Origin of the sequence: Nocardioides sp. LMS-CY, assembly GCF_018732145.1 — a bacterium.
Lineage (GTDB): Bacteria > Actinomycetota > Actinomycetes > Propionibacteriales > Nocardioidaceae > Nocardioides > Nocardioides soli.
Map to the genome: position 1 here is coordinate 3,882,682 of NZ_CP076104.1, position 23,732 is coordinate 3,906,413.

The 23,732-nt window shown below is 73.0% G+C and carries 19 protein-coding genes; 2 read left to right on the forward strand and 17 right to left on the reverse strand.

Translation table 11 applies throughout. From position 1 onward, the window contains the following. Positions 1-8: 8 nt before the first annotated feature. The 5 genes from KM427_RS18495 to ligA all read right to left on the reverse strand — a co-directional run bounded on the left by KM427_RS18495 (position 9) and on the right by ligA (position 7,040). Positions 9-1,049: a prenyltransferase/squalene oxidase repeat-containing protein gene (locus tag KM427_RS18495; RefSeq protein WP_215524872.1), complete on the reverse strand. Its 1,041-nt coding sequence runs from the start codon at positions 1,047-1,049 to the stop codon at positions 9-11. A 443-nt stretch (positions 1,050-1,492) separates the two neighbouring features. Beyond that, positions 1,493-2,986: an Asp-tRNA(Asn)/Glu-tRNA(Gln) amidotransferase subunit GatB gene (gatB, locus tag KM427_RS18500; RefSeq protein ID WP_215524873.1), complete on the reverse strand. Its 1,494-nt coding sequence runs from the start codon at positions 2,984-2,986 to the stop codon at positions 1,493-1,495. Continuing rightward, positions 2,983-4,494, reverse strand: a complete 1,512-nt coding sequence (gatA, locus tag KM427_RS18505; protein ID WP_215524874.1) for an Asp-tRNA(Asn)/Glu-tRNA(Gln) amidotransferase subunit GatA — start codon at positions 4,492-4,494, stop codon at positions 2,983-2,985. Before gatA ends, gatB begins: the two co-directional genes overlap by 4 nt. Then, positions 4,491-4,790 carry an Asp-tRNA(Asn)/Glu-tRNA(Gln) amidotransferase subunit GatC gene (gatC, locus tag KM427_RS18510; protein WP_183593357.1) on the reverse strand — a complete coding sequence of 100 codons (300 nt, stop codon included), beginning with the start codon at positions 4,788-4,790 and terminating at the stop codon, positions 4,491-4,493. Before gatC ends, gatA begins: the two co-directional genes overlap by 4 nt. A 111-nt stretch (positions 4,791-4,901) precedes the next feature. Continuing rightward, the gene (ligA, locus tag KM427_RS18515; protein WP_215524875.1) at positions 4,902-7,040 is read right to left on the reverse strand and encodes an NAD-dependent DNA ligase LigA; all 2,139 of its coding nucleotides are present in this window, start codon (positions 7,038-7,040) and stop codon (positions 4,902-4,904) included. Positions 7,041-7,219: 179 nt separating this feature from the next. Here ligA and KM427_RS18520 point away from each other — a divergent pair, with 179 nt between their 5' ends. Together KM427_RS18520 and KM427_RS18525 are read left to right on the forward strand one after the other, a co-directional pair. Then, positions 7,220-7,837: a TetR/AcrR family transcriptional regulator gene (locus tag KM427_RS18520; RefSeq protein ID WP_183593353.1), complete on the forward strand. Its 618-nt coding sequence runs from the start codon at positions 7,220-7,222 to the stop codon at positions 7,835-7,837. 16 nt (positions 7,838-7,853) lie between these two features. Continuing rightward, on the forward strand, positions 7,854-9,425 hold the full coding sequence (locus KM427_RS18525) for an MFS transporter (RefSeq protein WP_215524876.1): 1,572 nt from the start codon (positions 7,854-7,856) through the stop codon (positions 9,423-9,425). Positions 9,426-9,489: 64 nt separating this feature from the next. On the opposite strand, the gene KM427_RS18530 is transcribed toward KM427_RS18525, so the two are convergent. The 12 genes from KM427_RS18530 to KM427_RS18585 all read right to left on the reverse strand — a co-directional run bounded on the left by KM427_RS18530 (position 9,490) and on the right by KM427_RS18585 (position 23,690). Continuing rightward, complete coding sequence (locus KM427_RS18530) at positions 9,490-10,029, reverse strand: type 1 glutamine amidotransferase domain-containing protein (RefSeq protein WP_183593351.1); 540 nt, start codon at positions 10,027-10,029, stop codon at positions 9,490-9,492. Positions 10,030-10,065: 36 nt separating this feature from the next. Further along, positions 10,066-11,079: a uroporphyrinogen decarboxylase/cobalamine-independent methonine synthase family protein gene (locus KM427_RS18535; protein WP_252274648.1), complete on the reverse strand. Its 1,014-nt coding sequence runs from the start codon at positions 11,077-11,079 to the stop codon at positions 10,066-10,068. Between the two features lie 142 nt (positions 11,080-11,221). Beyond that, positions 11,222-12,346, reverse strand: a complete 1,125-nt coding sequence (gene mnmA / locus KM427_RS18540) for a tRNA 2-thiouridine(34) synthase MnmA (protein WP_215524877.1) — start codon at positions 12,344-12,346, stop codon at positions 11,222-11,224. Between the two features lie 4 nt (positions 12,347-12,350). After that, positions 12,351-13,541, reverse strand: a complete 1,191-nt coding sequence (locus KM427_RS18545; RefSeq protein ID WP_215524878.1) for a cysteine desulfurase family protein — start codon at positions 13,539-13,541, stop codon at positions 12,351-12,353. Positions 13,542-13,562: 21 nt separating this feature from the next. Next, positions 13,563-14,525: an endonuclease/exonuclease/phosphatase family protein gene (locus tag KM427_RS18550; protein ID WP_215524879.1), complete on the reverse strand. Its 963-nt coding sequence runs from the start codon at positions 14,523-14,525 to the stop codon at positions 13,563-13,565. Between the two features lie 41 nt (positions 14,526-14,566). Further along, positions 14,567-15,682, reverse strand: coding sequence for a glutamate 5-kinase (gene proB / locus KM427_RS18555; protein ID WP_215524880.1), 1,116 nt, complete (start codon positions 15,680-15,682; stop codon positions 14,567-14,569). Beyond that, entirely contained in the window at positions 15,679-17,238 is a 1,560-nt protein-coding gene (gene obgE / locus KM427_RS18560) for a GTPase ObgE (protein WP_215524881.1), read from the reverse strand. Before obgE ends, proB begins: the two co-directional genes overlap by 4 nt. 86 nt (positions 17,239-17,324) lie before the next feature. Next, the gene (gene rpmA / locus KM427_RS18565) at positions 17,325-17,579 is read right to left on the reverse strand and encodes a 50S ribosomal protein L27 (RefSeq protein WP_183593345.1); all 255 of its coding nucleotides are present in this window, start codon (positions 17,577-17,579) and stop codon (positions 17,325-17,327) included. A 43-nt stretch (positions 17,580-17,622) separates the two neighbouring features. After that, complete coding sequence (gene rplU, locus KM427_RS18570) at positions 17,623-17,931, reverse strand: 50S ribosomal protein L21 (protein WP_183593344.1); 309 nt, start codon at positions 17,929-17,931, stop codon at positions 17,623-17,625. A 205-nt stretch (positions 17,932-18,136) separates the two neighbouring features. Further along, entirely contained in the window at positions 18,137-21,424 is a 3,288-nt protein-coding gene (locus KM427_RS18575) for an Rne/Rng family ribonuclease (protein WP_215524882.1), read from the reverse strand. A 343-nt stretch (positions 21,425-21,767) separates the two neighbouring features. After that, entirely contained in the window at positions 21,768-22,478 is a 711-nt protein-coding gene (locus KM427_RS18580) for a TIGR03936 family radical SAM-associated protein (protein ID WP_183593342.1), read from the reverse strand. Positions 22,479-22,487: 9 nt separating this feature from the next. Next, positions 22,488-23,690, reverse strand: coding sequence for a winged helix DNA-binding domain-containing protein (locus KM427_RS18585; RefSeq protein ID WP_215524883.1), 1,203 nt, complete (start codon positions 23,688-23,690; stop codon positions 22,488-22,490). Positions 23,691-23,732: the final 42 nt, after the last annotated feature.

Below are 23,732 nucleotides of genomic sequence, written 5' to 3' on the forward strand. Positions count from 1 at the left end.
GGGCCTGCTCAGCAGCCCGGCCGGCCCAGGCCGGGTGCGGCCTGGGCGGTGGAGCGCCGCCACTGGTCGAGCGTGTCGGCGGAGACCCCGGCCTTCAGCGCGGCCTTGTCGTAGGCGACCGCGCCGTTCTTGCGCTGGAGCTTGCGCACCCAGGCCGCGGCCTGCTTCGCCGCCCCGCACTCACCGCCCTGGGCGAGCGCCCACGCGGCGAGTCCGGTGCTGTTGGCGTTCGGCGCCTTGGTGCTCGGGCCGCCGCCGAAGCCGCCGTCGCGGGCCTGGGTGCGGGCGAGCCACGCGAGCGCCGAGGCGATCGACTTCCGCACCTGCGCCGACGGCTTGTCGATCGACTGGAGCCCGACCACGGCGATCGCGGTGGCGTCGGTGTCCGGCGCCCGGTCCTTCTTCTTCGCCGCGCCGTCGCAGGTCTGGTCCGACGCGTCGGCGTCCGCGAAGTACAGGCGGAAGAAGCCGGCCTCGCACTGCTGCGCCAGCAGGAACCGCACCGCGGCCTTGGCCTTCTTCGAGCCCGCGTTGGTCAGCCCGGCCGCGGCGTACGCCTGTCCGAGGGTGTTGGCGTAGTCGGTCTCCGAGGTCTTGTCCCGGAGCCGTCCGACGGTCCCCTTCTCGGAGCTGATCCGGCCGTTCAGCCGCTTCACGAGGTTGACGTCGCCGAAGTCCTTCGGGTTCGCGCCGGCCGTCTGGGCGAACACGAGCGCCTTCGCGACCGAGCCCGCGTAGACGTCGCTGCTGCCGAAGTCGACACCGGTGGTCCAGCTGTCGACGTTCGTGGCCAGCGCGCGCGACACCTGCTTGACGGCCTTGCGGTGTCCGCCGACCGCGACCAGCGCCATCCCGGTGTCGGCGGTCAGGCCGTAGTCGTCGAAGTCGTAGATGTCGTTGTGGATCAGTCCGCCGGTGAGCTGCTTCTCGAGCCAGTTCCCGGCACGGTCGGCCGGGGCGGCCGAGGCGGTGCCGGTCGCACCGACGGTCAGGCCGAGCGCGAGCGCTCCGGAGGCGAGCGCCGCGACGAGGCGAGGCATGCGAATCATGGGTTTCCTTCCCGCTGCTCCAGCGGGAGGCCCGGGGCCCTTGCCCGGTGGCCACCCGCTGTTTTCCACGACAGCGTGTGATCAGGACGCGTCGTGACGGGTGCTCCGGCTCGCTGCCTCCACGGCGGAAGGCGGCCTACGGTTGCGGGTCAGCGCCGGACTCGGACCGGCTTCCCCCACCACGGGCGTGCAGTTGTGTGTGCCCCGGCAGCATATCCCGCGCGCGCCGCGACGCCCGCCCCGTGTCCGCGCCGCCGTGCGGCGGTGAGCAGGCAACCATCCGGCCCGGCGAGACGGTTGCTGTGGCACCGCCGATCGGTCGACCTGCAGCCCGGCGGTGGCCCAGCAACCATCCGGCCCGACGAAACGGTTGCAGGCTCACCGCCGGCCGGCACGGCCCGGCATACCCCCGCCCGGGGTCAGGCCCAGGGTTAGGCCCAGGATCAGGAGAGCTTCTCCAGGATCAGCTCGCGCACGCGACCCGCGTCGGCCTGACCGCGCATCTCCTTCATCACTGCGCCGATCAGCGCACCGGCCGCGGCGACCTTGCCGTCGCGGATCTTGTCGGCGACGTCGGGGTTCGCGGCGATCGCGTTGTCGACGGCGGTCGAGAGCGCACCGTCGTCGGAGACGATCGCGAGCCCGCGGGCGGCGACGATCTCGTCGGGGGTGCCCTCGCCTGCGAAGAGCCCGTCGAAGACCTGGCGGGCGAGCTTGTCGTTGAGGCTGCCCTCGTCGACCAGGGCCTGCACCCGGGCGACGTCGGCCGGGGTCACCGGCAGCGCGTCGACGAGCACGCCCTGCTCGTTCGCCCGGCGCGCGAGCTCGCCGAGCCACCACTTGCGGGCGGCCTGCGGCGTGGTGCCGGCGGCGATGGTCTGCTCGATCACGTCGAGCGCCCCCGCGCCGACGGTGTCGCGCATCTCCAGGTCGGAGAAGCCCCACTCGGCCTGCAGCCGGGCCCGGCGCGCGGTCGGGTTCTCGGGCAGCGTGCCGCGCAGCTCCTCCACCCACTCCCGGCTCGGCGCCACGGGCACCAGGTCGGGCTCGGGGAAGTAGCGGTAGTCCTCGGCGTCGGACTTCTCACGCCCGCTCGTGGTGACGCCGGTGTCCTCGTGCCAGTGCCGGGTCTCCTGGAGGATCTTCTCCCCCGCGTCGAGCACCGCCGCGTGGCGCGACATCTCGTAGCGCACCGCCCGCTCGACCGAGCGCAGCGAGTTGACGTTCTTGGTCTCGGTGCGGGTGCCGAGGGTGCCGGAGCCCTTCGGCGACAGCGAGAGGTTCACGTCGGCGCGGATCGAGCCCTGGTCCATCCGCGCGTCGGACACCCCGAGCGCGACGATCAGGTCCCGCAGCTGCGCGACGTACGCCCGCGCGACGTCGGGCGCCTTCGCCCCCGCGCCCCGGATCGGCTTGGTGACGATCTCGATGAGCGGGATGCCGGCGCGGTTGTAGTCGACCAGCGAGTGGTCGGCGCCGTGGATGCGACCGGTGGCGCCGCCGACGTGCAGCGACTTGCCGGTGTCCTCCTCCATGTGGGCGCGCTCGATCTCGACCCGGAAGGTCTCGCCGTCGACGTCGACGTCCATGTAGCCGTCGAAGCAGATCGGCTCGTCGTACTGGGAGGTCTGGAAGTTCTTCGGCATGTCCGGGTAGAAGTAGTTCTTCCGCGCGAACCGACACCACTCCGCGATGTCGCAGTTGAGCGCCAACCCGATCCGGATCGCCGACTCGACGGCCTTGCCGTTGACGACGGGCATCGCGCCCGGCAGCCCCAGGCAGGTCGGGCAGACCTGGGTGTTCGGCTCCGCACCGAACTCGGTCGGGCAGCCGCAGAACATCTTCGAGTTGGTGTTGAGCTCGACGTGGACCTCCAGGCCCATGGCGGGGTCGTACGTCGCGAGCACGTCGTCGAAGGCGACCAGGGTGTCCGTCATGACAGCTTCTCCTCGGGGGGAACGAGCGGGCCGCCCCACTGCTCGAGCAACGCGGCCTCGAGGGCGGCGCCGACCCGGTAGCAGCGGTCGTCGGCGAGCGCCGGCGCCAGGATCTGGAAGCCGGTCGGCAGGCCGTCCTCGTCGGCCAGGCCGCTGGGCACCGAGATGCCGGGCACACCCGCGAGGTTGGCCGGGATCGTGGCGAGGTCGTTGAGGTACATCGCCATCGGGTCGTCGAGCTTCGCCCCCAGTTTGAAGGCCGTCGTCGGTGCCGTCGGCGAGACCAGCACGTCGGCGCGCTCGAACGCCGCGTCGAAGTCGCGCGAGATCAGCGTGCGCACCTTCTGGGCCTGGCCGTAGTAGGCGTCGTAGTAGCCACTGGACAGCGCGTAGGTGCCCAGGATGATCCGGCGCTTGACCTCGTCGCCGAAGCCGGCGTCGCGGGTCGCGCGCATCACCTCCTCGGCGCTCGCGTCCGCCTCCGGCCAGACGCGGAGGCCGTAGCGCATCGCGTCGAACTTCGCGAGGTTGCTCGACGCCTCCGCGGGCAGGATCAGGTAGTAGGTCGCGAGCGCGTGCACGAAGCTCGGGCAGGAGACCTCGACGACCTCGGCGCCGGCCTTGACCAGCAGGTCGACCGACTCCTGGAACCGGGCCAGCACTCCGGCCTGCCACCCGCGCAGCCCTCCTTCTTGGCGAGACATCTCGGTGATCACACCGACCCGCAGGCCGGACAGGTCGCCGGCCGCGCCCCGCTTCGCCGCCTCGACCAGCGCGGGCAGCGGCTGGTCGATGCTGGTCGAGTCGAGCGGGTCGTGGCCGCCGATCACCTCGTGCAGCAGGGCGGAGTCGAGCACGGTCCGGGTGACGGGGCCGGCCTGGTCGAGGGAGTTCGCCAGCGCGACGAGGCCGTAGCGCGAGACCCCGCCGTAGGTGGGCTTCACGCCGACGGTGCCGGTCACGGCGCCCGGTTGGCGGATCGAGCCGCCGGTGTCGGTGCCGATCGCGAGTGGCGCCTCGAAGGCGGCCACCGCCGCGGCCGAGCCGCCACCGGAGCCGCCCGGGATCCGGTCCAGGTCCCAGGGGTTGCGCGTCGGGCCGTACGCCGAGTGCTCGGTCGAGCTGCCCATCGCGAACTCGTCCATGTTGGTCTTGCCGAGGATCGGCAGCCCGGCCGCCTTGAGGCGGCGCACGACGGTCGCGTCGTACGGCGGGATCCAACCCTCGAGGATCTTCGAGCCGCAGGTGGTCGGCAGGCCCTCGGTCGCAAGCACGTCCTTGACCGCGATCGGCACCCCGTCGAGCGCGGACCGTGTCGCGCCCGCGGCACGGCGGGCGTCGGACTCCGCGGCCTGCGCGAGCGCGCCCTCGGCGTCGACGTGCAGGAAGGCGTGGACGGCCCCGTCGACCTCGGCGATCCGGTCGAGGTGGGCCTGGGTGGCCGCAACGGAGGTCGTCTCGCCCGCGGCGAGCGCGGCGGCCAGCTCGGCGGCGGTCCTGGTGATCACTGCTCCTCCCCCAGGATCCGCGGGACCGAGAAGCGCTGCTCCTCGACCGCCGGGGCGCCCGACAGCGCCTGCTCGGGCGTGAGGCCCGGCGTCACGACGTCCTCGCGGAAGACGTTCGTGAGCGGCAGCGCGTGGGAGGTCGGCGGCACGTCGTCGCCGGCGACGCCGCTGATCGAGGCGACCGACTCGAGGATCACCGACAGCTGGGGCGCCAGGTGGTCGAGCTCGTCGTCGGACAGGTCGATCCGGGCGAGGTTCGCCAGGTGGGCGACCTCGGCTCGGGTGATCTCAGGCATGGTGCCAATCCTAGGAGAGACTGCCTCCACGCCGTGCGGCGGTCGGGTTCGGACCGGGACGTCATACGCACCGAGGAAGGGGACACACTGTCCGTATGACGTCCGGGAGGCTTACAGGGGGTCGGGACCCTTCTCCAGCAGCGCTTTGAAGCCATCCTCGTCGAGGATCGGGACGCCGAGCTGCTCGGCCTTGTCGGCCTTGGAGCCGGCGTTGTCGCCGACCACGACGTAGTCGGTCTTCTTCGACACCGAGCCGGACGCCTTGCCGCCCCGGGACACGATCGCCTCCTTGGCCGAGTCGCGGCTGAAGTCGACCAGGGACCCGGTGACCACGACCGTCAGGCCCTCCAGGGTCCGGACCACCGACTCGTCGCGAGCGTCGGCCATGCGCACGCCGGCGCGCTCCCACTTCTCGACGATCTCGACGTGCCACGGCACCTGGAACCAGGCGATCACGGCCTCGGCGATCGTCGGGCCGACGCCCTCGGCGGCGGCCAGCTGCTCCTCGGCCGCGGCCCGGATCGCCGCCATCGAGCCGAACTCGGTGGCCAACGCGCGGGCCGCGCTCGGCCCGACGTGCCGGATCGAGAGCGCGACCAGGACCCGCCACAGCGGCACGTCCAGACGGTCGCCGAGGTTGTCCAGGAGCCGCTGGCCGTTGGCTGAGAGGACACGTTCACCCTCCTCGTCCTTCTTGGCCGCCCGGGTGAAGAGCTCGGTCCGCAGCAGGTCGGCCGCGGTGAGCCCGAACACGTCGCCCTCGTTGGCGATCACCCCGGCGTCGAGCAGCGCGGTGGCCGCCTCGTAGCCGAGCCCCTCGATGTCGAACGCGCTCCGGCCGGCGACGAAGAACACCCGCTCGCGGACCTGGCCCGGGCACCTCTCGTGGTTGGGGCAGCGCAGGTCCTTGTCGCCCTCCTTCTGCTCGGCGAGCTCGGTGCCGCACGAGGGGCACTGCGTCGGCATCACCCATTCGGGCAGGCCCTCGGGGCGCAGCGCCAGGACCGGGCCCAGGATCTCCGGGATCACGTCGCCGGCCTTGCGCAGGATCACGGTGTCGCCGGGGCGCACGTCCTTGCGCTTCACCTCGTGGCCGTTGTGCAGCGTGGCGTTCTCGACGGTCGAGCCGGCGACCCGGGTCGGCTCCATCACGCCGTACGGCGTGACGCGGCCGGTACGACCGACGTTGACGCGGATCTCGAGCAGCTTGGCGTTGACCTCCTCGGGCGGGTACTTGAACGCGATCGCCCAGCGCGGCGCCCGGCTGGTCGAACCGAGCCGGCGCTGGAGCGACACGTCGTCGACCTTCACGACGACGCCGTCGATCTCGTAGGGGACGATCGTGTGCCGGTGGGCGCCGGCGTTCTCGATGTAGGCCTCGACCTCCTCGAGCGTCGGCACCACCTTCACCTGGTCGGAGATGGGCAGGCCCCAGGCGCGCAGGGCCTCGTAGGAGTGCGACTGCGCCTCCGGCTCGAAGCCGCGGCGCTCCCCGAGCCCGTGGCACACCATGCCCAGCGCCCGGGTAGCGGTGACCCGCGGGTCCTTCTGCCGCAGCGACCCGGCGGCGGAGTTGCGCGGGTTGGCGAACGGCGCCTTGCCGGCCTCGAGCAGCGAGTCGTTGAGCCGTTCGAAGGCCTCGACGGGCAGGAACACCTCGCCGCGCACCTCGACCAGGTCGGGCACGGGGAACTCGTCGGTGCCGGTGAGGCGGTGTGGCACCGACGCGATCGTCTTCACGTTGGGCGTCACGTCCTCGCCCGTGGTGCCGTCTCCCCGGGTGAGCGCGCGGACCAGGCGGCCGCCCTCGTAGAGCAGGTTGATCGCCAGGCCATCGACCTTGAGCTCGCACAGCAGGGCCGGCTGCTCGATGCCGTCGCGACCGAGCCGGGCGTACCAGCTCTCCAGCTCCTCGTAGGAGAAGGCGTTGTCGAGGCTCTCCATGCGACGTAGGTGGTCGACCGCGGTGAACTCGGTGGAGACCGCGCCCCCGACCTTCTGGGTCGGCGAGTCCGGCGTCCGCAGCTCGGGGAACTCCTCCTCGAGCGCCTCCAGCCGGCGCAGCCGCTTGTCGAAGTCGGCGTCGTCGATCGTCGGACTGTCGAGCACGTAGTAGCGCCAGCGCGCCTCCTCGACCTCCTCGGCCAGGAGGCGGTGCTCCTCCCGGACGTCTGCGGGCGCCGCGTCGACCTGGGTCTCGGTGTGAGTCTCGACCTGACTGCCGGAAGGGGGCTCGACGGGAGTGCTCATGTTCGCATTCTGCCGGGCCGCACCGACGTCGGCTCCGGGGGCGGGAGCCGGTCCGGGAAGAAATCCGAGAAAAATCGACTTGGGCGGAATGAACCCGCCGACCTACGCTGTTCCGGATGAAACGAAACCGTTTCGTTTCATCCAGGTTAACCACCGACGAACAGCGCGAGGACCACGCGATGACCCCCCGCACCGAACGCCCCCGCATCGAGGGTGACCGCGAGCAGGAGATCCTCGACGCGACCCTCCAGGTGCTCGCCGAATCCGGCTACGACCGGCTCACGATGGACGCCGTTGCCGCCCAGGCCAAGGCGTCCAAGGCCACGCTCTATCGGCGGTGGACCAACAAGGTCAGCCTCGTGATCGAGGCGCTCCAGCACATGAAGGGCTTCGAGGAGCTGCCCGACACCGGGTCGCTCCGCGGCGACCTGCAGGCGGCGTTCTGCGGCATCGGCGGGCTCGCCGACACCCAGGCGGTGGCCACCTTCGCGAGCGTGCTGACCGCCATCTCCCGCGACGCCGACTTCGCCGCGGCCTTCCGCCGCGACTTCGTCGGGCCCAAGATCGCGGCCTCGCGCCTGCTCTGGGAACGTGCCCGCGAGCGCGGCGAGCTGCGGGACGGCCTCGATCTCGATCTCTTCGAGCCCGCCCTGGCCGGGATCGTCCTGCACCGCATGTTCGTGATGGGCGAGCTCCCCGACCCCGACGTGATCACTCGTGTGATCGACCAGATCATCCTGCCGGCCGCGATCCGCGGTCCGGCCACTCCGCACGACTCCCACCCCGAGTCCGACTAGGAAGAGACCGAACGCGATGACCGAACTGACGACCGAGGCGCAATCCGCCCCGGACAAGAGTCGCCACCTGGGGTGGGCCCTCGTGCTCATCTCGGTGGCGCAGCTGATGGTGGTGCTCGACGGCACCATCGTGAACATCGCCCTCCCCTTCATCGAGCACGACCTCGACATCGCGCCCGAGAACCTGCGCTGGGTGGTCACCGGCTACGCGCTCGCCTTCGGCAGCCTGCTGCTGCTCGGCGGCCGCCTCGGCGACCTCTACGGCCGCCGCAGGATCTTCATGATCGGCCTGGTCATCTTCGGCATCGCCTCGCTGCTCGGCGGCCTCGCGACCAGCGAGGCCACGCTGCTCGCCGCCCGGGCCCTCCAGGGCCTCGGCGCCGCGCTCGCCTCCCCCGCGGCGCTGGCACTGATCGCGACGACGTTCCCCGCCGGCCCCGCGCGCAACCGCGCCTTCGCCGTGTACGCCGCGATGTCGGGCGTCGGCGCGGCGGTCGGCCTGCTGCTCGGCGGCTGGCTGACCGGGCTCGACAGCGTCTTCGGCCTCGACGTCGAGGGCTGGCGGCTCACGCTGCTGATCAACACCCCGATCGGCATCGCGACCGCGCTGCTCGCGCCGCGCTTCCTCAAGGAGTCCGAGTCGCACCCGGGTGAGCTCGACCTGCCCGGCGCGGTCACCGGCACCCTCGGCCTGCTCGGCCTCGTCTACGGCATCAGCCGCGCCGGCACCGACGGCTGGGGCGACACCTGGACGATCGTCAGCCTGGCCGCCGGCCTGCTGCTGCTCACGACGTTCCTGCTCCTCGAGCGTCGCGTCGCGCACCCCCTGCTGCCGGTCCGCGTGTTCGCCAACCGCACCCGGGCGGCGAGCTACCTGGCGATGTTCTTCGCCCCGGCCGCGATGTTCGCGATGTTCTTCTACCTCAGCCAGTACATCCAGACCGTGATGGGCTACAGCTCGATCAAGGCCGGCGTCGCGTTCCTGCCGTTCTGCATCGGCCTGGTGGTCGCGGCCGGCATCTCGTCGAACCTGATCAACCGGATCGACCCGCGGGTCCTGGCCGGCATCGGCACCCTGATGGCCGCGGGCGCGCTGCTCGGCTTCTCGCGGCTGCCCCACGACACCTCGATCCCGATGGCAGACCTGCAGGGCGACTACGTGACCGACCTGCTGCCGTACATCCTGCTGATGGCCTTCGGCATGGGCATGACGTTCGTGCCGCTGACGCTGACGGCGGTCCACCACCTGCGTACGGAGGACACCGGCATCGGCTCCGGCGTACTGAACACCATGCAGCAGGTCGGCGGCGCCCTGGGCCTGTCCCTGCTCGGCACCATCGCCACGCAGACCATGGACGACCTCGGCGCCACCCTCACCAAGGCCGCACAGACCGCCGGCGTCCCGATCAGTCCGGAGCAGCTCACGATCGCCCAGCACCAGATCTTCACCGCCGGCGCGAGCGACGCGTTCCTGCTCGGAGCCGGGCTGATGCTGGTCGCCTCCCTCGTGACCTGGATCTTCCTCACCGTGAAGCACCAGGAGCTGGCCACCGACGGCCCGGAGAGCGCACCGGTCCACGTCGGCTGACAGCACGGTCGTCCGCCTCGAGAGGGTCTCTGCGCCCTGCTGAGGCGGACGACCCGTCGCGGCGTCAGGCGACGAGCGCGTCCTCGACGGCCTTGATGAACGCGGGAAGGTCGCCGGGGTCGCGGCTGGTGATGAGGTTGCCGTCGACGACGACCTCCTCGTCGATCCAGGTGCCGCCGGCGTTGCGCACGTCGTCGGCGAGGCTGTGGTAGCTGGTCAGCCGCCTGCCGCGGGCCAGCCCGGAGGAGACCAGCAGCCACGGGCCGTGGCAGATCACCGCGAGCGGCTTGCCGTCCTCGACGGCCTGCTTCGCGATCTCCTGGGCCCGCACCTCGGTGCGGATCCGGTCGGCGTTCACGGTCCCGCCCGGCACGACGACCGCATCGACGGCCGAGACGTCGAGCTCGCCCAGCGTGCCGTCGACCTCCACCTGCTGGGTGGGCCTCGTGTCCCCCTCGACGGCCTGGATCGGGTCGGTGCCGGTGGAGTAGATCCGCACCGTCGCTCCCGCCTCGCGCAGGGCATCGCGCGGCTCGACCAGTTCCGCCTCCTCGAAGAAGTCGGTCGCGATGATGGCCACGGTCTTCCCTGTCAGGTCGCTCATGCCCCGAGCGGTACCCGCCGACCGGGTCCGGATGCGTCAGCCCGCGACATGAGCCGCCGTCGCGCGGGCAAGGACGAGCGCCCGGCGCGCCCACCCCGGGGAGGCACCGGCCAGGCCGCAGGTCGGTGTGACCAGCAGCCGCTCCCCCACCCCGTCGGGGTCGAGGCCCAGCATGTCGAGCCAGCGCAGCACCGACTCGGTGAGCTGGCCGTCGGTGGGCGCGGTCGCCGGGTCGAGGGCCGCGACGACGCCCAGCGCCACCGACTCCCCGGACTCGAGCGCCTCGGCGAGGGCATCGTGGTCGGCGGCCGCCAGCGTGGCGAGGTCGGCCGAGAGTCCCCGGGCGCCCGCCTTGCGGAGCATCGCCCACGGGACACCCGATGCACAGGAGTGCACCCACGGCTCGGCGTCCGTCTCGGCGATCGCCTCCAGCACCCATTCGAGCGCCTGGGACGCCTCGGGAAGGTCGACGGTGCGGTGTCGGTGGAAGCCGGAGGCCGTCGGCACCACGCCGTCGAGCACGGCCGCGAGCGCGGGCTCGTCCACCTGGACGACGAGCCGGCCGACGCCCGGCAGCCGGCGGCGTACGTCGGCGACGTGGCCGCGCAGTCCCTCCGCGAGCGCTTGCGCGAGCTCGCGCCGGGCACCGTGGTCGGCGAGCAGCTTGTCGCCGCGCGGCCGCTCCACGGTCGTGGCCAGCGTCCACGGGCCGGCGACCTGGATCTTGAACGCGCCCGCGTAGCCCTGCGCCTGCTCCTCGAGCGCGTCGAGGTCCTGCGCGAGCAGGCTGCGCGCCCGTCGATGGTCGACCCCGGAACGGCCGTGGGTGCCGGTCAGCCGCCAGCCGGCGGGCTGGAGGTCGGCGTCGAGGTCGGCGAGCACCGCCAGACCCCGACCGGTCATGCTCGCGATCGCGCCGCGACCCGGCACCTCGGGGAGATGGGGCAGGCCGTGCCGATCCGGGGCCAGCTCGCCGAGCACCACCCGCAGCGCCTCGTCGTACGCAGGCTGGTCGTCGCCGGGCATCGATCCGATGCCGGTCGCGGTCACCACGGCTGCCCGCCGGTCCCGTGCGGCGGTGAGCCAGCAACCGAATGCGCGACAGAAACGGTTGCCTGCTCACCGCTGCCCGGCGCAGCCGCCCTCGGGCGGTGAGTCAGCAACCGATTGGTGCCGGCGGATGGTTGCCTGCTCACCGCTGCACCGCCGACACCCGCGCCGTGGCCGAGATCGTGGCCGAGCCGACCACCCGGGTGCCGTCGTAGATCACGGCCGCCTGGCCGGGCGCGATGCCGTACGCCGGGTCGAGCAGCTCGACCTCCACCACCGGGCCGTCCGGGGAGTCGGTCGCGGTCACGACGGCGCGGTGCTCGTCGCCGTGGGCACGCAGCTGCACGGTCACGCCGGGGCCGGCGAGCCGGGTCGGCGCGGCGCCGCACCAGCGCGGCCGGATGCCGGTCAGCCGGTCGACCGCCAGCCGCTCGCGAGGACCGACGGTGACGGTGCCCGAGACCGGCTCGATGTCGAGCACGAACCGCGGCTTCCCGTCGGGGGCGGGGTGCCCGAGCCGCAGGCCGCGCCGCTGGCCGATGGTGAAGGCGTAGGTTCCCGTATGGGTGCCGACGACGGCGCCGGACTCGTCGACGACGGCGCCGCCCTGGTTCGGCGCCCGGTCGCCGAGCTTCTCGCGCAGCCAGCCGGCGTTGTCCCCGTCGGCCACGAAGCAGATGTCGTGGCTGTCGGGCTTGTCGGCCACCAGCAGCCCCCGAGCCGCCGCCTCGGCCCGCACGGCGGTCTTGGTCGAGTCGCCGAGCGGGAAGAGGGAGTGTCGCAGCTGCTCCTGGTCCAGGACGCCGAGCACGTAGGACTGGTCCTTGCCGTGGTCGACCGATCGGTGCATCTCGACCAGCCCGTCCGCACCCGTCCGCAACTGGGCGTAGTGGCCGGTCGCGACCGCGTCGAAGCCCAGCCCCAGCGCGCGGTCGAGCACGGCGGCGAACTTGATCTTCTCGTTGCACCGCAGGCAGGGGTTGGGCGTCCGCCCGGCGGCGTACTCGTCCATGAAGTCCTCGACCACGTCCTCGTGGAAGCGCTCGGAGAGGTCCCACACGTAGAACGGGATGCCGATGACGTCGGCGGCCCGCCGCGCGTCGTTGGCGTCCTCGATCGTGCAGCAGCCGCGGGCGCCGGAGCGGTACGACGCGGGGTTGCGCGACAGCGCGAGATGGATGCCGGTGACGTCGTGGCCGGCCTCGGCCGCGCGGGCCGCGGCGACGGCGGAGTCGACGCCGCCGGACATGGCGGCGATGACCCTCATCAGATCACCGCCGAGCCGCCCTGGCCCGTTCGACCACGGGTCCGATCGCCTCGACGACCGCGTCGACGTCGGCGGCCGTCGAAGCATGTCCGAGGGAGAACCGCAGCGAGTGCCGCGCCTGCTCGTCGTCGCAGCCCATCGCGAGCAGCACGTGCGAGGGCTGGGGCACGCCCGCGGAGCAGGCGGAGCCGGTGGAGCACTCGATGCCGCGGGCGTCGAGCAGCATCAGCAGCGAGTCGCCCTCGCAGCCCGGGAAGCCCAGGTGGGCGTTGCCGGGGAGCCGACCGGTGGCCCCGGGGCTCAACGGCGCCCCGTGCAGGTGCGCGTCGGGCACCACCTCGATCACCCGCCGCACCAGGTCGTCGCGCAGTGCGGACACCCGGGCGGCGTGCTCGGCCTGCTGCTTGACGGCGAGCTCGACCGCCGCGGCGAAGCCGGCGATCGCGGGCGTGTCGATGGTGCCGCTGCGGATGTCGCGCTCCTGGCCGCCGCCGTGGACCAGCGGCGTCACGGCGAGCTCACGGCGGACGACGAGCGCACCCACGCCGAAGGGGCCGCCGACCTTGTGGCCGGTGAGCGTCAGGGCGTCGACCCCGGAGCGCGCGAACGCGACCGGCACCGCCCCGATCGCCTGCACGGCGTCGGTGTGCACGGGGATGCCGTGCTCGGCCGCGATCGCGACGACCTCGTCGACCGGCTGCAGCGTGCCGACCTCGTTGTTGGCCCACATCACCGAGATCAGCGCGACGGAGCCGGGATCGCGCTCGACGGACCCGCGGAGCGCGTTCACGTCGAGGCGCCCGTGCCCGTCGACCGGCAGCCGCTCGACCTCGGCGCCCTCGGCACGTGCCAGCCAGTGCAGCGGGTCGAGCACGGCGTGGTGCTCGATCGCGGTCGTGAGGATGCGGGTACGCCGCGGGGCGGCCGTCCGGCGGGCCCAGTAGACACCCTTGAGCGCCAGGTTGTCGGCCTCGGTGCCGCCGGAGGTGAAGACCACCTCGCCCGGCCGGCAGTCGAGTGCCTGGGCGATCGTCTCGCGCGACTCCTCGACGATGCGCCGGGCACGCCGGCCGGAGGCGTGCAGCGAACTCGGGTTGCCGACCTCGAGCAGGTGGGCCGTCATCGCCTCGACGGCCGCCGGCACCATCGGGGTGGTCGCCGCGTGGTCGAGGTAGACGGTCGTCGGGTCGTTCATCGCACCGACCAGAGTACGGGGTCACCTCGGGGCGACGGTGGCCAGCACGGCCCGGTGGTCACTGCCGGGCACGCCGACGGTCCGCGTCGACAGCGCCGCGAGCGAGCCGCCGACCAGCACGTGGTCGATCTGCGCGAGCGGCACCCCGACCACGTCGAAGAGGCCGCTGGTCGGCCAGGTCGCCTGCCAGCCCTCGTTCGCGAGCTCGCCGGCGTCGCGATAGCCGGCGTCGGCGAGCGCGCGCATCGGTGCGTGGTCGTCGGTGGCGTTGAAGTCGCCGACCACGAGGTCGGGCTCGAGCCGATCGGTGGCGCGGGCGATCGCGTGGTGGTCGGCGTACCAGCGGCTGGTGTCGGGTGGCCACGCCGCGTGCACCGCGATCACCGTCAGGTCGTCCAACCGGAAGGACCAGCTGTCGTTGGTCGTCGACAGCGGCATCGACCCGGACAGCTCACCCCGCGCGAACGCCATCGTGCCCCGGGCGCCACCGCCGGGCACGCCGATCCGGTGCGGCAGCAGGTCGGCCAGGCCGGCCCGGTCCATGTCGGCGAGCACCGCGGGGGTGATCTCCTGGACCACCAGCAGGCCGACCTCGGCCGCGCTGGCACGGCGCACGACCTCGACCCCGTCGGCCCCGCCGAACTGGAGGTTCGCGGTCATCACCACCAGTGGCGTGGCGTCCCGCGCCGGCGGCGGGTTCGCCCCGGTCACCTGCGGCGCGTACCACCAGCCGTGCAGGCCGAGGCATCCGAGCGCGACGACCGCCGCGACCGAGGTGACCGACCACCACCGGCGCACCGCCAGCAGCCGGGCGACCAGCGCCGCGAGCACCACGGCGTACAGCAGCAGGCCGAGCGGCGTGAACGCCTCGACCTGGATCCAGAGCTCGCCGTACGGCTCGACCAACCGGGTGAAGGTCAGCAGCAGCGCGGGCAGCCCGAGGACGCCGACCACTGCCCAGAACACCACGACCCGCGCACGCACGGGCCCCAAGGTAGCCGCGACCGGCGGGCCTCGGCGGGAGGCTAGAGGAGCACCAGGTCGTCGCGGTGCACGATCTCGCGCTCGTAGCCCTTGCCCAGCTCGCGCTTGAGCTCGCTGGAGCTGCGGCCGAGCAGCTGAGGCAGCTCCTCGGCGTCGAAGTTCACCAGCCCCCGAGCCACCGGGGTGCCGTCGGGGCTGGCGAGGTCGACCGGCTCGCCGGCGTGGAAGCTGCCCTCGACGGCGGTGATGCCGGCGGCCAGCAGCGATGCCCGGCGCTCGACGACGGCCCGCACCGCGCCGGCGTCGAGGACCAGCGTGCCCCGCGGCTCGGTCGCGTGGGCCAGCCACAGCAGCCGGGTCGGCCGGCGCCGGCCGGTCGTGTGGAAGAGCGTGCCGACCGGCTCGCCCGCGAAGGCAGCGGCGGCGTTCGTGGCCGAGGTGAGCACGACCGGGATGCCGGCGCCGGTCGCGATCCGGGCGGCGTCGACCTTGGTCTGCATGCCGCCGGTGCCGAGGCCCGCCGCGCCGGCCTTGCCGATGCGTACGCCGTCGAGGTCGTCGACCGAGGTCACCTCGCTGAGCAGTGTGCTGCCGGGGTCGCTCGGCTTGGCGTCGTACAGCCCGTCGACGTCGCTGAACAGCACCAGCAGGTCGGCGTGCACCAGGTGGGCGACGAGCGCGGCGAGGCGGTCGTTGTCGCCGAACCGGATCTCGCTGGTGGCGACGGTGTCGTTCTCGTTGACGATCGGCAGCACGCCGTACTCGAGCAGCTTCGCGAAGGTCTGGTAGGCGTTGCGGTAGTGGGAGCGCCGGGTGACGTCGTCGACGGTCAGCAGCACCTGCCCCGCGACCACGCCGTGCCGGGCCAGCTCCTCGGTGTAGCGGTGCACGAGCAGACCCTGGCCGACCGACGCGGCGGCCTGCTGGGCCGGCAGTGCCCTCGGGCGCCGCTTCAGCCCGAGCGGGGCGAGCCCGGCCGCGATCGCACCCGAGGAGACCAGCACCACCTCGACGCCGCCGGCGCGGAGCTTGGCCAGCACGTCGACCAGGTCGCGCATGCGCTGCGGGTCGATGCCCCCAGCGGCGGTGGTCAGCGAGGAGGACCCGACCTTGACCACGACGCGCCTCGCCCCGGTCACCTGGGTACGGATGCTCACTCCCGTGACTCCCCCGGGTCGTCCTCCGCCCAGTCGGGATCGTCGCTGCCGCCGATCTCGTACGACGTGGGCCCGTGCTGCTCGGGGCGGTCGAGACGGCGAGCCACGTCGGCGCGGGTCTCCCCCTCGGCCCGGTCGGCCATCGCCTCGTCGATCGCCCGGCGGCGGCGGGCCGCGGGCCGGGACTCGTCGAACCGCTGGTCCTCGCCACGGCGACTTCCCGTGAATCCGGTCAAGCTCTCCGCACCGGCGTCGATGCCGGGCTTGAAGTCGAACACCACGGCGTTGTCGGGGTGGCCGATGAGGACGGCGTCGCCCTCCTCGGCCCCGAGCTCGACCAGTCGGGTCTCGACGCCGAGGCGGTTGAGCCGGTCGGCGAGGAAGCCCACGGCCTCGTCGTTGCTGAAGTCGGTCTGCCGCACCCAGCGCTCGGGCTTCTCGCCGCGCACCCGCCAGCCCTCGCCCGTGCGCTTGATCGTGAACGCGTCGCTGCCGTCGGCGGACGCCGGACGCAGCACGATCCGCTTCGCCTCGGCGACCGGCTTGTCGGCCCGGGCCGCCTCGACGATCTGCGCCATCGCGAAGGTGAGCTCGCGCAGGCCCTCGCCCGAGGCCGCCGAGATCTCGAAGACCCGCAGGCCGCGCTCGCGGAGCTCGTCGACGACGAACCCGGCGATGTCGCGCCCGTCGGGGACGTCGATCTTGTTGAGCGCCACCAGTCGCGGCCGGTCCTCGAGCCCGCCGTACCGGCTCAGCTCGCGCTCGATCACGTCGAGGTCGTCGACGGGGTTGCGGCCCGGCTCGATGCTGGCCGTGTCGACGACGTGCACGATCGCGGCGCAGCGCTCGATGTGGCGCAGGAAGTCGTGACCCAGGCCGCGGCCCTCGCTCGCGCCCTCGATGAGACCGGGCACGTCGGCGACCGTGAACGTCGTGTCGCCGGCGCTCACCACGCCGAGGTTGGGCACCAGCGTGGTGAAGGGGTAGTCGGCGATCTTGGGCCGGGCGCGGGAGATGGCCGCGATCAGGCTGGACTTGCCGGCGCTGGGGAAGCCCACCAGGCCGATGTCGGCGACCACCTTGAGCTCGAGGACGATCTCGAGCTCCTCCCCCGGCTCGCCGAGCAGCGCGAAGCCAGGCGCCTTGCGCTTCGACGACGCCAGCGCGGCGTTGCCGAGGCCGCCGCGGCCGCCCTGGGCCACGACCAGCTCGGTGCCGGGACCGACCAGGTCGGCCAGCACGCCGCCCTTCGGGTCGGTCACCAGGGTGCCGTCGGGCACCGGCAGCACCAGGTCCTTGCCGTGGGCGCCGTTGCGGTGCGCGCCCGCGCCCTGGCCGCCGTGCTCGGCGCGTCGCTTGGGGCTGTGGTGGTAGTCGAGGAGCGTGGTCACGTCCGGGTCGACGCGGAGGATGATCGAGCCGCCGGGCCCGCCGTTGCCGCCGTCGGGGCCGCCGAGAGGCTTGAACTTCTCGCGATGCACCGAGGCGACGCCGTTGCCGCCCCGGCCGGCGCTGACGTGCAGCGCGACCCGGTCGACGAAGGTGGGCAGGGCCATGGGAACTCCTGAGAAAATGACCGGAGGGCGTCCCGATTCTAGGGACGCCCTCCGGTGCTAACGATCTGGATTGCTGAGTGCGTCAGTCACTCCGCCGGGACGACATTGACGACGCGGCGACCGCGGCGGGTGCCGAACTCGACGGCACCGCCGACAAGCGCGAACAGGGTGTCGTCGCCGCCGCGGCCGACGCCGCTGCCCGGGTGGAAGTGGGTGCCGCGCTGACGCACGATGATCTCGCCGGCGTTGACGACCTGGCCGCCGTACCGCTTGACGCCGAGGCGCTGCGAGTTGGAGTCGCGGCCGTTCTTGGTGGACGCGGCGCCCTTCTTGTGTGCCATCTCTTCAGTCCTTCGAGGGAGTCGTGGGTGCGTTCAGGCCTGATCAGGCGTTGATCGCGGTGACCTTGACCTGGGTGTACTTCTGGCGATGACCCTGGCGCTTCTTGTAGCCGGTCTTGTTCTTGTACTTCTGGATGACGATCTTGGGGCCCTTGGTGCCGCCGAGGACCTCGGCGGTCACCGACGCCTTGCCGAGCTTGGCGGCGTCGGAGGTGACCTTCTCACCGTCGACGACGAGGACGACCGGGAGCGTGAGCGACTCGCCGACCGCGGTCGCGACCTGGTCGATCTCGATGACGTCGCCCACGGCAACCTTCTGCTGGGTGGCGCCAGCGCGCACGATCGCGTACACCGCGGTCTCCTTCGTCGATCAACTGAACTTCGAACGTCTGGGTCTGGGTCGCAACGCTCGGACGACGTCGCCCGCGTCGCGTTGGCACAGAGAGGGCGCGCTCCTGAGCGCGCACCGAGGGTCAATAGTACGGATCGGGAAGCCGCACCGCAAAACGTGAGGGTCACCCGGCCCGGCCGGGCAACGACGCCGGGCCGGGCAACGCTCAACGCTTCCGCGAGCCCTTCTTCTTGATCGGGACGTGCTCGACGTGCGGCGGCTCCTCGGCCGCCGGCGCCGCCGGCTCGAACTCCGCCGTGCCGGGCTCCACCGTCCCGTCCACGGGCGGCGCCCCGACGCTCCCGACCGAGGCCGGGGTCGACGGCAGGCTCTCGTCAGCGCCCTCCGGCGGCCCGGCCGGGCGGCTGGCCCGGCGGCCACGGGTGCGGGTCACGACCTTGGGCGGCTCCGGTGCGGCCTCGGGCTGCTCGACCACGGGCTCCGGTGCCACCGGCTCCGGTGCCGCGGACTCCGCCACCGGCGGCTCACCGGCGGTCACCTCCTCGGCGGCCTTCTCCTCGACCGGCTCCGGTGCGGCGGCCGGACGGCTCGCCGAGCGGCGACCGCGGGTCCGCGTCGTCACCTTCGGCTGCTCGGGCTGAGGCGCAGGCTCGGGGGCCGTCTCGGGGGCCGTCTCGGGGGCCGTCTCGGGGGCCGTCTCGGGCGCTGCCTCGGCCACCGGCTCCACGGCCACCGGCTCCACGGCCACCGGCTCCACGGCCACCGGCTCCACCTGCTCGTCGACGTCGACGACCGGCTCGGCGTCCGGACGGGCCATCGCGGCGACGTCCTTGGGCGAGGGCGGCTTCGGGGCGCCGGCGCTGCCGGAGCCCCCGGAGTCCTGGTCCTGACCGCGGCCACGGCCCCGCCCGCGGCGGCCGCCGCGGCGCGGCTCCTCCTCGGAGCGCTTGGCCTCGACCGGCGCGTCGTGGACGACCACGCCGCGGCCCTGGCAGTGCTCGCAGGTCTCCCCGAAGGCCTCGAGCAGCCCGGTGCCGATGCGCTTGCGGGTCATCTGGACCAGGCCGAGCGAGGTGACCTCGGCGACCTGGTGGCGGGTGCGGTCCCGGCCCAGGCACTCGACCAGTCGGCGCAGCACCAGGTCGCGGTTGGACTCGAGGACCATGTCGATGAAGTCGACGACGATGATGCCGCCGATGTCGCGCAGCCGCAGCTGGCGGACGACCTCCTCCGCGGCCTCGAGGTTGTTCTTGGTGACGGTCTCCTCGAGGTTGCCGCCCGAACCGGTGAACTTGCCGGTGTTGACGTCGACGACGGTCATCGCCTCGGTGCGGTCGATGATCAGCGAGCCGCCCGAGGGCAGCCAGACCTTGCGGTCGAGGCCCTTCGAGATCTGCTCGTCGATGCGGTACTCCGCGAAGACGTCGGCCTTGCCACCCTGGCCGTCCGGACCGGGGTCGTAGCGCACCAGGCGCTCCTCGAGGTCCGCGGCGACGTGTGCGACGTACCCCTGCACGGTCTCCCAGGCCTCGTCGCCCTGGATGACCAGCTTGGAGAAGTCCTCGGTGAACAGGTCGCGCACGACCTTGAGGGTCAGGTCCGGCTCGCCGTAGAGCAGCTGCGGCGCGCTGCCCTTCGCCTTGCCCTCGATGTCCTCCCAGCGTGCCTTCAGCCGCTCGACGTCGCGGGTCAGCTCGTCCTCGCTGGCGCCCTCGGCGGCGGTGCGCACGATGACCCCCGCACTGTCGGGGACGATCTCCTTGAGCAGCGTCTTGAGGCGGTTGCGCTCGGTGTCGGGCAGCTTGCGCGAGATCCCGCTGGTGGTGCCGTCGGGCACGTAGACCAGGAACCGGCCGGCGAGGCTGATCTGGCTGGTCAGGCGGGCGCCCTTGTGCCCGATCGGGTCCTTGGTCACCTGGACGAGCACGGTCTGGCCGGAGGACAGCACCGACTCGATCTTGCGGGGCTGGCCCTCCTTGTGACCGAGCGCGGACCAGTTGACCTCGCCGGCGTACAGGACCGCGTTGCGGCCCTTGCCGATGTCGATGAACGCCGCCTCCATCGAGGGCAGCACGTTCTGCACCCGTCCGAGGTAGACGTTGCCGATCAGCGAGGTCTGCGACTCGCGCGCGACGTAGTGCTCGACGAGCACCCGGTCCTCGAGGACGCCGATCTGGGTCAGGTCCGCACGCTGGCGGATCACCATGACGCGGTCGACCGACTCCCGGCGGGCCAGGAACTCGGCCTCGCTCACGATCGGCGCCCGGCGACGGCCGGCCTCGCGGCCCTCGCGGCGCCGCTGCTTCTTGGCCTCGAGGCGGGTCGAGCCCGTGACCGCGGTGATCTCGTCCTCGACCGAGCGCTTGCTGCGGACCCGGGTCACGGTGTTCTCCGGGTCGTCGGCGGCGTCGCCACCCTCCTCGCCGGCACGGCGACGGCGGCGGCGCCGGCGGGACGACGAGCTCTCGCCCTGGCCCTCCTCGCCGGCGGATTCGCCGGCGTCGTCGGAGTCGGTCTCGCCCGACTCGCCGTCGTCCCCGTCAGCAGCGGAGTCGCCGGACTTGCGGCGACGGCGACCGCCGCGACGACGGCGCCGCCGGCCGGCGCCACCGCCCTCACCGGACTGCTCCTCGCCCTCGACGCCCTCGGCACCGTCCGCCTCGACGTCGGCGCCCTCGGTCTCGTCCGCGTCGACAGCCTCATCGACAGCCACATCGGCGACCGCATCGTCGGCCTCGACGGTGGCCTCGGCCACCCCGTCGACGGGAGGCTCCTCGCCCGACGGGGCGTCCTCGGCCGGGGCCTTCGGAGAGGTCTTCTTCGCGGCCTTCTGGGCGGTCTTCTGGGCGGTCTTCTGGGCAGTCTTCTTGGTGGTCTTCTTCGCGGCCTTCTGCTGAGGCTGCTCCTCGGCCGTGCCCTCGTCGGCGCTCCCGTCGGAGGGGGCGGCGGGAGGCTCGGTGCCCTCGGCCGGCGTCTCGTCCACGCTCGCGGCCGCCTTGCGCGTACGCCGGGCCGGCGCCTTCTTCGTGGTCTCGGGTGCCTGGAAGAGCACCGCCGCCCCGGTCACGGCCGGCTGCTCGGGTGCGGCCGGGTCGCCGTCCGGACCCTCGGCCGGTTCGGCCACGGCCGTCTCGACCGGCGCGTCGGCGGTCTTGCTCGTCGCGGCCTTCTTCGCCGTGGTCCGCTTGGCGGCGGTCTTCTTCGCCGCGGCCTTCTTCGCGGGCGCCTTCTTCGCGGGCGCGGGCGCCTCGTCGACGCCGAGGTCGAGCTGCTCGTCGGCGCCCGGCTCGGCGGCCGCGGTCTTCTTGGCGGTCGCCTTCTTCGTGGCCGCCTTCTTGGCGGTGGTCTTCTTCGCCGCCGTCTTCTTGGCCGCGGTCTTGGCGGCGGCCTTCTTGGCGGTCGTCTTCTTCGCCGGCTTCTCGTCCGGCGGGGCGCCGGTCTCCGCCGGCGCGGTGGTGGGTTCTGCGGTTCCGGCCTGGAGGTCGTCGGCCATCTGGTGCACTCCTAGCGCCCGCGCCGAGGCGGGCGGTCCGACGCCACCGGCTCGAGTACTCAGAGCGCGATGACGCAAAGCCTGCGGTGGCGGCGACACTCTCCGCTGGGCGTCACCCGGGACGACGCCCGACGCCCGCCGCGGTCGCAGGGCCAAGGTCCGAATGGACCTGGTGGCGGGTCGCTGTCACCGACCTGCCGGCCGCGTCGCGGTCTGGCGACGATCGCGTCTCGTGGTGTGCCGGGCCACGAGGGACCGGCGAGAACGTCGTCTGTCGTCCCGGACAGGGTGCCCGGGCCAACCATGGCGAGTATCGCACACGACCGGCCCGGAACCGACACCGTCACACCGACAGCGGGTCGCCCACCGTCCCCGTGGCCTCGTCCAGGGGACCCTGCGCCAGGCGGGTGAGGAGCGGAGCGCCGACCGGCTTCAGGTCCGCCACGGCGGCCAGCCCGGACAGCACGTCGTCCGGCCGGACCGCGGGCGCGCCGTGGCGCAGGACCAGGTCGAGCCGGACGCCCCCGGTGCGCTCGGTCGCCGCGAGCGCGATGACGGCCGCACGGCAGTCGAACTCGCGCAGGCCCTTCTTCGTCATCCGCTGGACCGGCACGCCGTCGGTCGCGAGGAACGCGGCGACCGCGGCCTGCGCGCGGGTGCTGTCCACGTCGAGATCGATCAGCCAGCGGCTGCCCTGGAGCAGGTCGGCCAGCGCGCCGCCGGCCGACTCGACCACCTCGAGGACGTCGAGCCCGTCGGGGAGCGCCTCCTCGAGCTGGGCACGGATCACCGTCGGGTCGACGACCTCGGCGAGCGCGATCTCCAAGTACTCGGCCTCGCTGGCGGCCCCGGTCGGCGCGGCCCCGGCGTACGAGATGCGCGGGTGGGGGTTGAAACCCGACGAGTAGGCCATCGGCACCCGGGCCCGGAAGATGGCCCGTTCGAAGGCACGGCTGAAGTCACGGTGGCTGGTGAATCGGAGCCGGCCACGCTTCGCGTAGCGGATCCGCAGCCGCTGGACCGGCGGGGCTTGCTGCTCGGGCTGGTCACGCACCGGTCAAGGTTACGAGGAGATCGCCTCCTTCATCGCAATCGACGGGTAGACCGTGCTCACCCGGTGCCCGGCCAACCAGGCCGTGAGCCGCTCCGCCTCGACCGCCAGCGCGGCGCGCGCGTCGGCCCCGGCGTCCTCGAGGAGGTTGAGCACGACCACGCCGTCGGGGTCCTGGGCCCAGCAGCCGACGATCCGGCCGTCCCACCACGCGGTGGTGCCGGCGTTGCCGTTGGTGTCGAAGAGCAGCGGGCCGTGCGGACCGAGGTAGAAGCCGCGCTCCTTCCAGCCCATCACCGTGGGGTCGAGCACCGGCAGCAGCGCACCCCACGGCTCCTGGTCGCCCTCCGGGCCGTCGGTCAGCAGCGGGTCGTCGGGCAGCAGGTAGCCGAGGCCACCCCCGTCGGGGCCGGTCTCGAGCCGGACCTCGACGGCACCGACATCGGCGAGCGCGCCGCGGACCGCGGTCTTCGTCGACCCCAGCCACCAGACGAGGTCGCCCTCGGTGCCCGGACCGAAGGTCGTCAGCCACCGGCGCACCAGCTCGGCGTAGCCCTCGCGCTGCGGCGCGGGCTCGGGTACGTCGCCGAGCCAGCTCCGCGTCGCCGTCCACTGCGGTCGGGCGGTGCGCCAGTGGCCGTCGTTGCGGCCGCGCATGACGCGACCCTCGACGCCGAGCTGGGTGAGCACCCGCGGGGCGACCGAGACGTTGGCGGCGTACCTCCCCTTGCCGATGTCGAGGCGGCCGGCCAGCTCGGCGACCTCCTCGCGGAGCCGCTGGGCCGACAGCTCGGAGCCGTCGGCGAGGCGCTCGAGCGTGGCGGCCTCCGCCGCCTCGAGCCAGGAGGCGCCGTCGGCGCAGACGCCGGCCTGCTCGATCTCCTTCACGAAGCGGCTGCGCAGTGCGGTCGCCACCCGGGCCGAAGCGCTCCCCCAGGCCGCGGGCAGCAGGTCGCGCGGGAACACGAACAGCGTGCGGCGCATCGCGAGCTGCTTGACGATGGTGCGGTCGTCGTACAGCGCCCGGTCGACGTCGGCGACCGTCAGCCCGTCGACGCGGGCCCACAGCGACAGGTAGACGCTGGGCGCCTCGGTCGCGTGCAGCACGGTCATCGCCCGGGTCGCCGCCTCGGGGTCGACGGCCCGGTGGCCGGGGGCGAGGGCGTGTCGTCGGGCGAGCCGGTGTCGGCGCTCCACGTCGGTCACCAGGCGCATGTGGCACATCCTGCCGGAGACCGCCGACACGGCACCTGAGAC